Source organism: Mycobacterium sp. NGS50 (assembly GCF_059812545.1).
In genome coordinates this window covers 1-14666 of sequence record NZ_JCALCW010000018.1, presented here as the reverse complement: position 1 = coordinate 14666, position 14666 = coordinate 1, and the positions used below count along the sequence as shown (strand labels likewise).

General features: G+C 69.3%; 15 protein-coding genes. 6 read left to right on the top strand and 9 right to left on the bottom strand.

Translation table 11 applies throughout. The features are described 5' to 3' along the window. Positions 1 to 3: 3 nt before the first annotated feature. The 5 genes from AC5Y36_RS14195 to AC5Y36_RS14175 all read right to left on the bottom strand — a co-directional run bounded on the left by AC5Y36_RS14195 (position 4) and on the right by AC5Y36_RS14175 (position 5271). Positions 4 to 888, bottom strand: coding sequence for a cation diffusion facilitator family transporter (locus tag AC5Y36_RS14195; protein ID WP_500041652.1), 885 nt, complete (start codon positions 886 to 888; stop codon positions 4 to 6). A gap of 77 nt (positions 889 to 965) precedes the next feature. Continuing rightward, on the bottom strand, positions 966 to 2204 hold the full coding sequence (gene manA, locus AC5Y36_RS14190) for a mannose-6-phosphate isomerase, class I (RefSeq protein WP_500041559.1): 1239 nt from the start codon (positions 2202 to 2204) through the stop codon (positions 966 to 968). A 9-nt stretch (positions 2205 to 2213) separates the two neighbouring features. Continuing rightward, positions 2214 to 3290, bottom strand: a complete 1077-nt coding sequence (locus AC5Y36_RS14185) for a TobH protein (RefSeq protein WP_500041558.1) — start codon at positions 3288 to 3290, stop codon at positions 2214 to 2216. Next, complete coding sequence (locus AC5Y36_RS14180) at positions 3287 to 4687, bottom strand: phosphomannomutase/phosphoglucomutase (protein WP_500041557.1); 1401 nt, start codon at positions 4685 to 4687, stop codon at positions 3287 to 3289. Before AC5Y36_RS14180 ends, AC5Y36_RS14185 begins: the two co-directional genes overlap by 4 nt. A gap of 155 nt (positions 4688 to 4842) precedes the next feature. After that, on the bottom strand, positions 4843 to 5271 hold the full coding sequence (locus AC5Y36_RS14175; protein WP_500041556.1) for a DUF3499 domain-containing protein: 429 nt from the start codon (positions 5269 to 5271) through the stop codon (positions 4843 to 4845). Between the two features lie 161 nt (positions 5272 to 5432). Between AC5Y36_RS14175 and AC5Y36_RS14170 the strand changes: the two genes are divergently transcribed. Then, on the top strand, positions 5433 to 5855 hold the full coding sequence (locus tag AC5Y36_RS14170) for a metallopeptidase family protein (RefSeq protein ID WP_500041651.1): 423 nt from the start codon (positions 5433 to 5435) through the stop codon (positions 5853 to 5855). A gap of 147 nt (positions 5856 to 6002) precedes the next feature. Here the strand turns inward: AC5Y36_RS14170 and AC5Y36_RS14165 are convergent, their stop codons facing one another. Further along, entirely contained in the window at positions 6003 to 6374 is a 372-nt protein-coding gene (locus AC5Y36_RS14165; RefSeq protein ID WP_500041650.1) for a WhiB family transcriptional regulator, read from the bottom strand. Positions 6375 to 6702: 328 nt separating this feature from the next. Between AC5Y36_RS14165 and cofD the strand changes: the two genes are divergently transcribed. Genes cofD through AC5Y36_RS14150 form a run of 3 tightly spaced genes read left to right on the top strand, consistent with a single transcriptional unit; the run spans position 6703 to position 9574 of the window. Then, complete coding sequence (gene cofD / locus AC5Y36_RS14160) at positions 6703 to 7689, top strand: 2-phospho-L-lactate transferase (protein WP_500041555.1); 987 nt, start codon at positions 6703 to 6705, stop codon at positions 7687 to 7689. Then, entirely contained in the window at positions 7686 to 9038 is a 1353-nt protein-coding gene (locus tag AC5Y36_RS14155) for a coenzyme F420-0:L-glutamate ligase (protein WP_500041554.1), read from the top strand. Before cofD ends, AC5Y36_RS14155 begins: the two co-directional genes overlap by 4 nt. After that, positions 9035 to 9574: an NUDIX hydrolase gene (locus tag AC5Y36_RS14150; RefSeq protein WP_500041553.1), complete on the top strand. Its 540-nt coding sequence runs from the start codon at positions 9035 to 9037 to the stop codon at positions 9572 to 9574. Before AC5Y36_RS14155 ends, AC5Y36_RS14150 begins: the two co-directional genes overlap by 4 nt. Here AC5Y36_RS14150 and manB read toward each other — a convergent pair. Genes manB through rfbD form a run of 3 tightly spaced genes read right to left on the bottom strand, consistent with a single transcriptional unit; the run spans position 9571 to position 12387 of the window. Continuing rightward, positions 9571 to 10641, bottom strand: coding sequence for a mannose-1-phosphate guanylyltransferase (manB, locus tag AC5Y36_RS14145; RefSeq protein WP_500041552.1), 1071 nt, complete (start codon positions 10639 to 10641; stop codon positions 9571 to 9573). The two genes, AC5Y36_RS14150 and manB, sit on opposite strands and share 4 nt — an antisense overlap. Continuing rightward, positions 10638 to 11513, bottom strand: a complete 876-nt coding sequence (locus tag AC5Y36_RS14140; protein ID WP_500041551.1) for a glycosyltransferase family 2 protein — start codon at positions 11511 to 11513, stop codon at positions 10638 to 10640. The genes manB and AC5Y36_RS14140 overlap by 4 nt, the downstream gene beginning before the upstream one ends. Beyond that, positions 11506 to 12387, bottom strand: a complete 882-nt coding sequence (rfbD, locus tag AC5Y36_RS14135; RefSeq protein WP_500041550.1) for a dTDP-4-dehydrorhamnose reductase — start codon at positions 12385 to 12387, stop codon at positions 11506 to 11508. The genes AC5Y36_RS14140 and rfbD overlap by 8 nt, the downstream gene beginning before the upstream one ends. A 63-nt stretch (positions 12388 to 12450) precedes the next feature. Between rfbD and AC5Y36_RS14130 the strand changes: the two genes are divergently transcribed. Next, positions 12451 to 13914 carry an LCP family protein gene (locus tag AC5Y36_RS14130; protein WP_500041549.1) on the top strand — a complete coding sequence of 488 codons (1464 nt, stop codon included), beginning with the start codon at positions 12451 to 12453 and terminating at the stop codon, positions 13912 to 13914. A gap of 42 nt (positions 13915 to 13956) precedes the next feature. Further along, entirely contained in the window at positions 13957 to 14634 is a 678-nt protein-coding gene (locus AC5Y36_RS14125; RefSeq protein WP_500041649.1) for a TIGR03089 family protein, read from the top strand. The last annotated feature ends 32 nt before the right edge of the window (positions 14635 to 14666 follow it).

Below are 14666 nucleotides of genomic sequence, written 5' to 3'. Positions count from 1 at the left end.
CGGTCAGCCCCGATCCAGGTCGGGCTCGAGGTAGATCACCCGGGCCGCCGGAACGGCGGCCCGCACGTGTGCTTCGGCGGCGTCGATGCTGGCCGCGACGGTGGCCAGGTTCGTCTGCGGGGCGAATGCGACCTTGGCGGCGACCAGCATCTCGTCCGGGCCCAGGTAAAGGGTGCGGATGTGGATCAGTCGTTCGACGTGTGCGGTGGATTCCAACGCGGCGCGGATCGCCCGTTCCTCGGTGGCGGTGGCCCCCTCACCGATCAGCAGGCTGTGCATCTCCACCATCAGGATGATCGCGATGACGCCGAGCAGCACGCCGATGGCCACGGTGCCGATGCCGTCCCACACCGGATCGTCGGTGAGCATCGCCAGACCGACGCCGGTCAGCGCGAAAAGCAGGCCGACCAGCGCGGCGGTGTCCTCCAGCAGAACCACCGGCAGTTCGGGGTTGCGGGAGTTGCGAATGAACCGCCACCAGGATTGGGCGCCCTTGAGCGGTCGCGACTCGGTCACCGCGGTGTGAAAGCTGTAGGACTCCAATCCGATGGCCACGGCCAGGATGGCGATCGCCACCACCGGAGAGCTCAGTTCCTCGGGGTGGATGATCTTGTGGTAGCCCTCATAGATCGCGAACACCGAGCCCAGGGTGAACAGCACCAGCGCCACCACGAACGACCAGAAGTAGCGGCTGCGGCCGTAGCCGAACGGATGGAGCCGGTCGGCCTCCTTGGCCGCGGCGCGCTGGCCGTGCAGTAGCAGTGCCTGGTTGGAGGTGTCGGCCACCGAGTGCACCGCCTCGGCGGCCATCGACGAGCTGCCGGTGATCAGGAACCCGATGAACTTGGCGATGGCGATCCCGGCGTTCGCCGCCAACGCCGCCAGGATGGCGCGTGTGCTGCTGGTGTGTGGGTCGACCCGCTGCGCCCCGCCTCGCGGCGCTTGCGATCGCCCCGTGGCGTCGCTCACAGACCCACTGTCGCGCGGAACAGGGTGCTGGGCTTGGCGGCCATCAGCCGGATCGGCCCGTCGTCGGCGGCGACCCAGGCGGCCATCCCGCGGTCCAACGTCAGCGCCCCGGACTTTCCGTACACCGTCGTCGACCCCTGCGTGCACACCAGCAGCTGCGGGCCGTCGAACTGGCACGGCGCATCCACCTCGTGGCCCAGCTGCTCGCCGTCCAGCGTCAGCATCGACACCGCGAACTCTTCAGCCGGCGTCTCATAGACCTGTTCCAGCCCGTCCCGGTGGATGGGCGCGCGCAGTGCCTGCTCGGTGGTGGGCGTGAAATCCAGCACCCGCAGTAGCTCGGGGACGTCGACGTGCTTGGGGGTCAGGCCACCCCGGAGCACGTTGTCGGAGTTGGCCATCACCTCCAGCCCGACACCGCGCAGATAGGTGTGCAGATTGCCGGCCGGCAAGAAGATCGCCTCGCCGGGAGCCAACGTGATGCGGTTGAGCAGCAGCGCCGCCAGCACACCGGCATCACCCGGGTAGCGCTCCCCCAGTTCCAGCACCGTGCGGGCCTCGGCCGCGAATTCCCGGGCACCGGAGGTGACGTAGTGAATGGCGCCCTCGAGCACCGCGGGCACCAGCACGTCGAGGTCGGGTTGCGGTGCGGTGATCCAGGTGGTGAACAGCGCACGCAGCCCGTCGGCGTCGGACTGGTCGCCGTCTGGAAGTGCACCGAGCAGGTCGATGAACGGGTCCAGATCCGAGACCGCCAGCGACCGCAGCAACTCGACGCTGCGGGCCGCCGCGCGGAACCCGGCCAGCACCTCGAACGGCTGCAACGCCACCAGCAGCTCCGGTTTGTGGCTGGTGTCGCGGTAGTTGCGGATCGGCGAGGTCACCGGGACGCCTTGCCGTTCCTCGCGCTGATACCCCTCGACGGCTTGCTCGACGCTGGGATGGGCCTGCAGCGACAGCGGTTCGTCGGCGGCCAGCACCTTCACCAGGAACGGCAGCGTGTCCCCGAACCGAGCCCGCGTGGCCGCACCCAGCTGCCCGGGATCTGCGACCAGCCCGTCCAGCAAGGAGACCTCGCCGTCGGGGGTCTGCAGCCAGGCGGGGTCACCCGGATGCGCACCGAACCAGAGCTCGGCTTCGGGATGCGTGGTCGGCACCGCGCGTCCGGTGAATTCGGCGATGGCGGTCCGCGATCCCCAAGCGTAGGTCCGTATCGCTCCGCGTAGCAGTTCCACTGTTCTGACTTATTCCTGTTGTTCTGCCATCAGCCGCACATATACCGCGGCCATCTCCAACCGGACAGCTAATACTGCCAGCTGCTCTTCGGCTGCACCGACGCCACCTGGCTCCATGGGCGCATCGGGCACGTCTTGGACCCCGACGAGGTCGATATCGGCAAGCCGGGCGGTCCGGGCGGCGACCACCGTGCGCTCGGCGGCCAACGTCAACGCCAGCACCCGCAACCGATCGGGCAACGGCCCGTCGATCTCCGGGTCGTGAAAGATGTCGGCGGCGGTGTCCGGGGCACCCTGGGCGTGCACCGCCACCAGTGCGTCGGCCAGCCCGGCGGCCGCCGCCACCGTCTGCGCGGCACGCAACAGCACCGTGGTGCCGTGGCGGGCCAGCGCCAGCGTCGCCGCACAGTTACCGGCCAGCACCACCCGGCGGCCCGCGATGCGTTCCGCCAGCGTCTTGGCCGCGTTGGTGAACACATCGCGGCCGGCGCTGTTGCGCAGCGCCTCGGCGTCCAGTTCATCGGCCAGCGCCGCCAGATCGGTATTGAGCCCGGCATCCAGGCGGCTCATCACGGCCAACCCGGCCGCCAGATAACGACACAGCCCGAAGCCGTCGGGAACAGCCAGCCGCGGTTCCAGCACCGACACGCGCCCGGCCGTACTGTCGCGCAGTGGCCCCTCATAGGGTGCGACAACCACCACGCGCGCACCCCGACGCACTCCGGTGGCCGCCGCGGTCACCAACGCGGGATCGCCCGGATCGTCACCGGCGACGACGAGGACGTCGAGCGCCCCGATCCAGGGGGGCACCTCGGTGGCCGTCACGATCGGCTCGACGGCGACACCGCCCGTCGCGGCGGCCAGCATCGCACCCGCGGTCTCGGCCACCCCCGGGCCGGCGACCCAGATCACCGTGCGTGGACGGTCCCGGTCACCGAGTGCCTCCAGCGCCCCCTCCTCGACCGCGGCCGCCACGGCGCGCACCTGGGCACCCGCCATCGACGCCGCCCACAGCAGGTTGCCGTGGTCAGCGCCGATCAAAGCCTCGGTGTCGTCGAGGTCGATGGCGGCGCGGGTGGCGTTCACCTCGCCGGGCCCGCCTGCGCGGTCTTGATTCCGGAGCCGACCTGTTCGACCAGCGCGTGGACGTCGTCGACGGTGCGGGCCTCCACATTGAGCCGCAGCAGCGGCTCGGTGTTGGAGGTGCGCAGGTTGAACCAGCTGCCGTCGCCCAGATCCACGGTCACCCCGTCGAGGTGGTCGATGGAGTGGATCCGCGAGCCGAACGACTTCAGCACGGCGTCGACATACACGGACGCGTCCACGCTGCCGTTCAGCGTGAAGTTGATCTCGCCGGAGGCTTCGTAGCGCTGGTAGTCGGCGGTCAGCTCCGACAGCGGGCGCTGCTGTTCCCCCAACGCCACCAGCACATACAGCGCGGCCAGCATGCCCGAGTCGGCACCCCAGAAATCGCGGAAGTAGTAGTGCGCCGAGTGTTCGCCGCCGAAGATGGCGCCGGTCTCGGCCATCAGCGCCTTGATGTAGGAGTGCCCGACCCGGGAGCGCACGGGGGTTCCGCCGCGTTCGACCACCAGTTCCGGCACTGCCCGCGAGGTGATCAGGTTGTGGATCACGGTCGCACCGATTTCCCGGTTGAGCTCGCGGGCGGCGACCAGCGCCGTCACCGCGGACGGCGACACCGGCTCCCCGCGCTCATCGACGACGAAGCAGCGGTCCGCGTCGCCGTCGAAAGCCAGCCCGATATCGGCGCCGACGGCCCGCACCTGCTGCTGCAGATCGACCAGGTTCGCCGGGTCCAGCGGGTTGGCCTCATGGTTGGGAAACGTGCCGTCGAGTTCGAAGTACAGCGGCAGCAACGTGACCGACTCGATCGCGCCGAACACCGCCGGCGCGGTGTGCCCGGCCATGCCGTTGCCGGCGTCCACCACCACCCGCAGCGGCCGCAGCCCGGAGGTGTCCACCAACGAGCGCAGGAAGTCCCCGTAGTCGGCCAGCACGTCCCGCTCGGTGATGCTGCCGGGCGGCTGATCGGAGACCGGCACCCCCGCGATGACCTCGTCGGCGATGGTGCGCAGCCCGGTGTCGGCTCCGACCGGTTTGGCGCCGGCCCGGCACAACTTGATGCCGTTGTAGGCGGCCGGGTTGTGGCTCGCGGTGAACATCGCGCCCGGGCAATCCAGCAAGCCCGACGCGAAGTAAAGCTGATCGGTGGAGGCCAGCCCGATCGCGACGACGTCGAGACCGTGGCTGCGCACCGCGGCGGCGAACGCGGATGCCAGCGGCGGCGAGCTGTCCCGCATGTCGTGGCCGATCACCACCCGCTGCGCGCCCTCTGCGCGCATCAGCCGAGCGAACGCCGCGCCGACGTCGGCGATGAACGACTCGTCGATCTCGAGGCCGACCAGTCCGCGTACGTCGTACGCCTTGATCACACGGTGAACAGCCTCAGCGGGCCGAGACATGGGGCTCCTGACGTTGAATCTTGACCGTCAGCCTAACCGTTGCAACTGGTGTTGGTCGTTGTTAGCCAACGGTCCGACATCGCCGCTCACCCAACACCGGCCAACAAAAACAGCAGCCGACACCGGGTATTACTTCGCCGTCAACGCCGTCGCGTTTAGGACTCGGGATCGGGCAGCACCCGCAGATGACCACGCCTGCGACCGTTGCTCACCGGGCGGTGCACCGGCGGGGCCAACACCCCACCCGGAGCGCCGGCACGCGCCGCCGGATCCGCCTCGGTGTCGGAGAACCCCCGCACCGGACCGGCCAGCACCGCTTCGGGAGCCTCGCGCACCGCGTCGGCGAGGGCGATCAGGTCGTCGTCGTCGGGATGGGTCGGTAGCGGCCCGGCGTGGCGAACCAACTCCCAGCCACGCGGGGCGGTGATTCGACTGGCGTGGCTGACGCACAGATCCCAGGCGTGCGGATCCCGCGCGGTCGCCAGCGGACCGATCACAGCCGTCGAATCCGAGTAGACGAACGTCAACGTCGCCACCGCGTAATGCGGACACCCGGGCCGGCAGCAGCGGCGGGGAACATTCACGCCTGCGAGGCTATCGCGGCCGAACACCTCTGCCGCAGCGGACACGCGCATACGGCCGAGACGCTATGTCCAACCGTTACCATCGGCGGGTGTCCGATTCGCGCAGTTCCCGGCGCGGCGCCAGATCGGCAGGTACCACCGGGTCCCGCCGGGGCCGCGAGATGCGGGGGCCGCTGCTGCCGCCGACGGTGCCGGGCTGGCGCAGCCGCGCCGAGCGGTTCGACATGGCGGCGCTGGAAGCTTATGAGCCCATCGAACGCCGCTGGCAGCAGCGGGTGGCCGAACTCGATATCGCGGTCGACGAGATTCCCCGGATTTCGGCCAAGGATCCCGAGAACGTGCAGTGGCCGCCGGAGGTGATCGCCGACGGGCCGATCCCCTTGGCGCGGTTGATTCCTGCGGGTGTCGACGTGCGCGGCAATGCTACTCGTGCACGAATCGTGTTGTTCCGCAAGCCAATCGAACGTCGCGCTACCGACAGCATCGACCTCGGCGATTTGCTGCACGAAATCCTGGTGGCCCAGGTGGCTACCTATCTCGACGTGGATCCCTCGGTCATCGACCCGACGATCGAAGACGACTAGCCCGCGGTTCCCCGGTCACCCGGGAGAAAGCCGTTGAGATCGGGTCTGGGGTTGCGAATCCGCGAGAAGCACAACCCCAGACGCGATCTCAACGCCAAGCTGGGACTGGTGATGCTGGTGGGACGAAAGGGCCCCGCGTGAATCCGTTTAGATCACGCCGCGCTTGAGGCGACGGCGCTCCCGTTCGGAGAGTCCGCCCCAGATGCCGAAGCGCTCGTCGTGCGCCAGTGCGTACTCCAGGCATTCGGTACGCACCTCGCAGCCCAAGCAGATCTTCTTGGCTTCGCGAGTCGACCCGCCCTTCTCCGGGAAGAAGGCCTCGGGGTCGGTCTGCGCGCACAATGCGCGCTCCTGCCACTGATCCGGCGTCAAATCCGGACTCAGCGGTGCGGACTCGAACGCCACCACGGCATCCGATGCGTCCGGCACCAAACTCAAGTGGGGCCGTGCTGGCAACCCCGTCACCCCCGTCGCCCCCATCATCGCCGAGCCGGTAGTGGTGTGCGGTGTGCCTCCCATAACGCCCCGAAGGTGCTCGTAGGGCATGCTCCGCCTCCTTACCTGGTTTCGTTGATCGTCAAAAATTCGCCCGCTATTGTCATGTGCGGCCATCCCGATTCGAACATGTGATCGAATCTCGGTCTGCGACACCGAAACCGGCCGGCCAACCAGGAAATGACACTGGTGTGATTAGACACGCCCGCGTTGCCCAGGTCAAGCGTTCCGCGGCGATTCCTTACCACCTCGTGACCGGATTTCGGCGTGTTCGTGACCGGCGAGTCCGTGTTGCGTCGGCCACACCGCCGCCTCGAACCCCCGTAATGGCGGGGCAGTACTGTCGTGCAATGTGAAGGTCACCGTTCTGGTCGGCGGGGTCGGCGGCGCCCGATTCCTGCTGGGTGTGCAGCAATTGCTCGGCCTGGGCCAGTTCGCTGCTGACGGCGCCGATGGCGGGGCGGACCTGACCGCCGTGGTCAACATCGGCGACGACGCGTGGATGCACGGCGTGCGGATCTGTCCGGACCTGGACACCTGCATGTACACCCTGGGTGGCGGCGTCGATCCGGACCGCGGCTGGGGTCACCGTGACGAAACGTGGCACGCTAAGGAGGAACTGGCCCGATACGGGGTGCAACCGGACTGGTTCGGACTGGGCGATCGTGACCTGGCCACGCATTTGGTGCGTAGCCAGATGTTGCGGGCCGGCTATCCGCTGTCGGACGTCACCGAAGCACTGTGTCACCGCTGGAATCCGGGTGCGCGGCTGCTGCCGGTCAGCGACGACCGATGCGAAACCCACGTGGTCATCACCGACCCGGCCGACGATACGCAGCGGGCGATCCACTTCCAGGAGTGGTGGGTACGCTACCGCGCTCAGGTCCCCACCCACAGCTTTGCCTTCGTCGGGTCCGAAAATGCCGGTCCGGCACCGGGAGTCACCGAGGCTATCGCCGAGGCCGACGCGGTCCTGCTGGCGCCGTCGAATCCGGTGGTGAGCATCGGTGCGCTGCTGGCGATCCCGGGCATCCGCGCCGCACTGCGTTCCACACCCGCCCCGGTCATCGGCTACTCCCCCATAGTGGCTGGTAAGCCGTTGCGCGGCATGGCAGACGAGTGCCTGTCCGTGATCGGGGTGGCCAGTACGTCCGAGGCGGTGGGCCGACATTACGGGGCGCGCAGCGGGACCGGAATCCTCGACGCCTGGCTGGTCCACGAGGGCGATGACGCAGACGTCGACGGCGTTGCGGTGCGAGCCGTCCCGCTGCTGATGACCGACCCGCAGGCGACCGCCGAGATGGTTCGTGCCGGCCTGGAGCTGGCCGGTGTCAGGTGAACCCCGTGACTGAGCACGGCACCGGATCGACCGTCGAGATCATTCCGGTGCCGGGGCTTCCCGAGTTCCGGCCGGGTGACGATCTGGCCGAGGCCATCGCTACCGCGGCCCCCTGGCTGCAAGACGGTGACATCGTCGTGGTTACCAGCAAGGTGGTGTCCAAATGCGAGGGACGGATCGTCCCCGCCCCCCGCGGCGTTGAAGAACGGGATGCGCTGCGTCGCAAACTGATCGAGAGTGAAGCGGTGCGGGTACTGGCACGCAAGGGGCGCACCTGGATCACCGAGAACCGGATCGGGTTGGTACAGGCCGCCGCCGGGGTGGACGGCTCCAACATCGGCGCCGACGAATTGGCGCTGTTGCCAGTCGATCCCGATGCCAGCGCCGCCGCGCTGCGCACCGCGCTACAAACGCGCACCGGGGTCACCGTCGGGGTGGTCATCACTGACACCATGGGACGGGCCTGGCGTACCGGCCAGACCGACGTCGCGATCGGCGCCGCGGGCCTGGCCGTGCTGCAAGGCTATGCCGGGGCCATCGACGCGCACGGCAACGAGTTGGTGGTCACCGAGATCGCGGTCGCCGACGAGGTGGCCGCGGCCGCGGACCTGGTCAAGGGCAAGCTCACCGCGATCCCGGTGGCCGTGGTGCGCGGCCTGGCCACCGCCGCCGACGGCTCAACGGCACGCACGTTGGTGCGGGCCGGCACCGAGGACCTGTTCTGGCTCGGTGCCGACGAGGCGATCGAATTGGGCCGCCAGCAAGCTCAATTGCTGCGCCGGTCGGTACGCCGGTTCAGCGATCAGTCGGTACCGCCACAGCTGGTGGAGGACGCCGTCGCCGAAGCCCTGACCGCACCGGCCCCGCATCACACCCGGCCGGTGCGCTTCGTCTGGCTGCAGACCGGCGCGCTGCGCATCCGCCTGCTGGATGCGCTGCGCGACAGGTGGCGCGCCGATCTCGCCGGTGACGGCAAGTCGCCGGAGGATGTCGAACGCCGGGTGTCGCGCGGGCAGATCCTCTACGACGCACCCGAAGTCGTCATCCCGGTCATGGTGCCTGACGGCGCGCACCACTACCCGGACACCTCCCGCACCAATGCGGAACACACGATGTTCACCGTGGCCGTCGGAGCGGCCGTGCAGGCGCTGCTGGTGGCGCTGGCCGTACGCGGAGTAGGCAGCTGCTGGATCGGCTCCACCATTTTCGCCGCCGACCTGGTGCGCGCCGAGCTGGATCTACCCGATGACTGGGAACCCCTGGGTGCCATCGCGATCGGCTATCCCCTCGAACCGGCAACCGGACCCCGGCCCCAGGCCGAGGCGGGCTCGCTGTTGGTGCGCAAATGAGCGTGCACGACTCCGCGGTGGGGTTGCTGACCGGCTGGGCGGCACCGGATCCGACCCAGGACACGCTGCGGCACGCGGTGCTGGCGTTCCTGGCCGCCCGGCCCGACGCGTGCGTGCGCGAATGCGCCGCGGGACACATCACCGCGTCGGCGCTGGTGCTCGATCACACCGGCACCCAGGTGCTGTTGACCCTGCATCCCCGGGTGGGCCGCTGGGTGCAGTTGGGCGGTCACTGCGACGACACCGATCCCGACATCGTGGCCGCCGCGCTGCGCGAGGCCACCGAGGAATCCGGGATCACCGGCCTGCGGATCGATCCGGATCTGGCTGCGGTGCACGTGCATCCGGTGACCTGCTCGCTGGGTGTGCCGACCCGGCACCTGGATCTGCAGTTCCTGGTGACCGCCCCACCGGATGCACAGATCGGGATCAGTGACGAGTCGTTGGACCTGCGCTGGTGGCCGGTCGACGCGCTGCCGCCCGACGCCGATGCCGCATTGGCCTATCTGGTGTCGCGGCGGCTGCGGCAGCCCTAAACGTCCGACGAGTAGCGGATTCCGCCGTCCGGAATCGCCACCCCCGGCCAGACCCGGGCGCCGCGCAACAACTCGCAACGCGCCCCGATGTCGGCGCCGTCGCCGATCACGCCGTCGCGGATCAGCGCCCGCGGCCCGATGCGGGCGCCGAACCCGATGATGGAGCGCTCGATGACGCTGCCTGCCTCGACCTTCACCCCGTCGAAGATCACCGCACCGTCGAGCCGCACGCCCGCGCCGATCTCGGCGCCGCGCCCGACCACGGTGCCGCCGATGAGGACCGCGCCGGGCGCGATTGCCGCGCCGTCATGCACCAGCTGCTCGCCGCGATGCCCGCCCAGCGCCGGGGACGGCGCGATGCCGCGGACCAGATCCGCTGAGCCACGGACGAAGTCCTCCGGTGTGCCCATGTCGCGCCAATAGCTGGAGTCGACGTAGCCGCACACCGCCACGCCGTCGGACAGCAGCGCCGGGAACACCTCACGCTCGACCGAAACCGCCCGACCGCGCGGGATCCGATCGATCACCTCACGGTTGAACACGTAGCAGCCGGCGTTGATCTGGTCGGTCGGCGGATCCTGGGTCTTCTCCAAAAACGCTGTCACGCGGCCGTTTTCGGTGGGCACACAGCCGAACGCCCGGGGGTCGCCGACCCGCACCAGATGCAACGTCAGATCCGCCCGCTGCTCATGGTGGTAGTCCAGCAGCTGGCCCAAGTCCGCCCCGGAGAGCACGTCGCCGTTGAACACCATCGTGGTGTCGTGACGCAGCCGCGACGCGACGTTGGCGATGCCACCTCCGGTGCCCAGCGGCTCGTCCTCGGTCACGTACTCGATCTGCAGGCCCAGCTCCGAGCCGTCGCCGAATTCCGTCTCGAACACCCCAGGCTGATACGACGTGCTCATCACGACGTGTTCGATCCCGGCCGCCGCGATCCGCGACAGCAGGTGGGTCACGAACGGCAGGCCGGCCGTGGGCAGCATCGGCTTGGGCGCCGACAGTGTCAGCGGTCGCAACCGAGTTCCCTTACCGCCCACCAAGATGACGGCATCGACGTCTGATTTCACGGCTGCCCTTTCGCCAGTTTCCGTCGCGAACTGCGCACCACCAGGCGGGCGCGGGCGGCCAGCGCACTGCGCATCGCCCAGCGCAGCGGCGCCCGCGACCATCCGGCGTGGCGGTCAGCGAGATAGGTGTAGGTGCTCTGGTGATGTGCGGCGAGATTGCGTGCCGGATCCCGTCCGGTGGAGTGCCCCTTGTCGTGCAGCACTTCCGCAGACGGCACGTAGACGTTGAGCCAGCCGGCCCTGCCCAACCGGTCACCGAGGTCGACGTCCTCCATGTACATGAAGTAGCGCTCGTCGAAGCCGCCGACCTGATCGAACGCCGCGCGGCGGACCAACAGACACGCCCCGGACAGCCAACCAACCGGCCGTTCGCTGGGTTCCATCCGCTCCTGGCGGTAGGCGCGTGTCCACGGATTGCCGGGCCAGACCGGGCCGATCACCGCGTGCATGCCGCCGCGGATCAGGCTGGGCAGTTGTCGCGCTGAGGGGTACACCGAGCCGTCGGGGTCGCGGATCAGCGGGCCCAGCGCCGCGGCCTGCGGCCAGCGCTCGGCGGCCTCCAGCAGGGCATCGATACTGCCCGGCCCCCACTGCACATCCGGATTGACGATGATCAGGAAATCGCCGGCCGCGTCGATCCGGGACACCGCGCGGTTGACCGCGCTGCCGTAGCCCAGGTTGGCGCCCATGTCGATCAGCTGAACGTCGGGGTAGCGCTGCACGGCCGCCTGCGGCGCCCCGTCGGTGGACCCGTTGTCGGCCATCAACACCCGCACCGGACGCTCGGTGGCCAGCGACAGCGACGCCAGGAACCGGTCCAGGTGCGGACCCGGCGAATAGGTCACCGTCACGACCGGCAGGGCCTCAATCACGGCTAGAGATTATCGACGACGGTCCCTGGCCGGTCCGCAGCGCATCGATCAGCGCGTCGTGCCAGTCACGTAACGGGGCCACACCTGCGGTCGCCAGCGCCGAGTAGGCCGGGCGCGCCGCGGGACGCGGATTGTCGGCGCTGGCGACCGGGCGCACCCGCTGCGGATCTTCCCCGACGCCGGCGAAAACCGCGCGAGCCTGCTGGTAGCGGCTGACCGCGCCCTGGTTGGCGGCGTGCACGATCCCGCCGCACGGCGCGTCGGCCAACGCCAGCAATGCGCCGGCCAGGTCGGCGACGTAGGTCGGCGACCCGATCTGGTCGTCGACGACGTCGATGCTGCCCTGGGCCGGGTCGGTGGCCCGCCTGCGCATCACCGCGACGAAATCGGTTCCGGTGGCTCCGGTGTACACCCAGGCGGTGCGCACCACCGTCGCAGCCGGCAGCGCGTCGAGCACCGCGCGCTCACCGGCAAGTTTGGTATGGCCGTACACGGACAGCGGCCCGACCTCGTCGTCCGGGCGGTACGGACGGGGTTCTGACCCGCCGAAATCCCCGCTGAACACGTAGTCCGTGGAGATGTGGATCAGACCCGCGCCGGCTTCCGCGCAGACCCGCGCCAGGTGACCCGGCCCGGCGGCGTTGACGGCATGGGCGGTCTGCGCGTCGGTTTCGGCGTCGTCGACGCGGGTGTAGGCCGCACAGTTGATCACCACGTCGCCGGCCTGCACGATCCGCCGGGCTGCCGCCGGGTCGGTGATATCCCACTGCGACGAGGTCAGGGCCAGCACCTCGCGGCCCTCGCGTACGGCCTGCACAGCCAGGAAACGGCCGACCTGTCCGCCGGCGCCGGTGATCACGATCCGTTGCGGCACGGTCAGAGTCTGGCACGCCGAGGTGAGCTACCCGTGATACGCCTGTGTCGCCAGTAACCTGAAGTGATGCCTGTGGAACGTGTGGTCCGTGTTGTTGCCACGGTCGCCGCCGTCTCGGTGGTGCTGTGCACCGGGGTGGCCTGGAGCAAGATCCGCTCCTTCGAGGACGGCATCTTCCACGTGTCGGCCGCCGCGCTCGGCCAGGGCGGCGATGACGGTGCGGTCGACATTCTGCTGGTCGGCTCCGACAGCCGCACCGACGCCCACGGCAACCCGCTGACCCCCGAGGAGTTGGCGACCCTGCGCGCCGGCGACGAGGACGCCACCAACACCGACACGATCATCCTGGTCCGGATCCCCAACAACGGGAAGTCGGCCACCGCCATCTCGATTCCGCGGGATTCTTACGTCGCCGCGCCGGACGGGACCAAGACCAAGATCAACGGGGTCTACGGCGCGACCAGGCTGGAAACCGCCGACTCGCTGGTCGCCACCGGCATCGGACCATTGGAGGCGCAGGCCCGCGGCACCGAGGCCGGGCGCGAGGCGCTGATCTCCACCGTCGCCAACCTGACGGGCGTCACCGTCGACCACTACGCCGAGATCGGGCTGCTCGGCTTCTCGCTGATCACCGATGCCCTGGGCGGTGTCGACGTCTGCCTCAAAGAGCAGGTCTTCGAACCGCTTTCGGGGGCGGACTTCCCGGCCGGCTGGCAGAAGCTGGATGGGCCTCAGGCCTTGAGCTTCGTGCGCCAACGCCATGAACTGCCGCACGGCGACCTGGACCGGGTCAAGCGCCAGCAGACGGTGATGGCGTCGCTGGCCCACAAGGTGATCTCCGGGCGCACCTTGTCCAGCCCGGCCACCATGTCGCGGCTGCAGCAGGCCGTCCAGCGCTCGGTGGTGCTGTCCTCCGGGTGGGATGTGATGGATTTCATCACCCGGCTACAGGATCTGGCCGCCGGGAAAGTCGCCTTCGCCACCATCCCGGTGCTCGACGAAGCCGGCTGGAGCGACGACGGCATGCACAGCGTGGTTCGGGTCGACCCGACGCAGGTGCAGAGTTACGTGGCCGGCCTTTTGCACGGGCAGGACGAGGGCAAGACCGAGGAGATGGCCTACGCCCCGGAGCACACCACCGCCAGCGTGCTCAACGACACCGACATCAACGGTCTGGCCGCGGCGGTGTCCAACGTGTTGGCCGCCAAGGGTTTCGGTGTGGGCACGGTGGCCAACAACGACGCCGCGCACGTGTCCGGCAGCCAGGTGCAGGCCGACAAGGCCGATGACCTGGGCGCCAAGGCGGTGTCGCAGGAACTCGGCGGCCTGCCGGTCGTCGCGACGGCATCGGTGCCGCCGGGGTCGGTGCGGGTGGTGTTGGCCAACGACTACACCGGCCCGGGCTCGGGTTTCGGCGGTGGCACGGTGGTGGCGCAGGGTGTTTCATCCAATGCCGATGTCGCCTCACCCCCGGCGCCCTCGCAGATCATCACCGCGGGTTCCGACGACCCGCAGTGCGTCAATTAGCGTTGCGGCGTGACCAACCTGAGCGCCGCCGTTCTTGATCCGATGCTGCGCAGCGACCCGGTCGGCCCGCGCATCACCTATTACGACGACGCCACCGGGGAACGCATCGAGCTGTCCGCCGCAACCCTGGCGAATTGGGCAGCCAAGACCGGCAATCTGCTGCGCGACGAGTTGGGCGCCGGGCCGCACAGCCGGGTCGCGGTGCTGCTGCCCGCACACTGGCAGACCGCCGCGGTGCTGTTCGGGGTGTGGTGGATCGGCGCCGAGGTGGTGCTCGACGGTCCCGACATCGCGGCCGACCTGGCGCTGTGCACCGCCGACCGCTTCGATGAGGCCGACCGGGCGGCCGGCGAGCTGGCGGTGCTGTCGCTGGACCCGTTCGGCAAGCCCGCCGCCGATCTGCCGATCGGGGTCACCGACTACGCGACCGCGGTACGGGTGCACGGCGATCAGATCGACGCCGAGCGCCACCCCGGTGCGGCGCTGGACGGGCAGTCGGTCGATCAGGTGCTGGCCACGGCCGAGAAGTCAGCGGCGGCACGCGGTTTGACATCGGCCGACCGGATTCTGTCGACGACGCCGTGGAGCACCGCCACCCAACTGGTGGACGCCCTGCTGGCCCCACTGGCAACCGGCGCGTCATTGGTCCAGGTCGCCAACCTCGACCCGTCGGCGCTGCAGCGCCGCATGCAGACCGAGAAGGTCACCCGCGAGCTGTAGCCGTTCGCGAGACGGAATCTCGCGACGCGTCT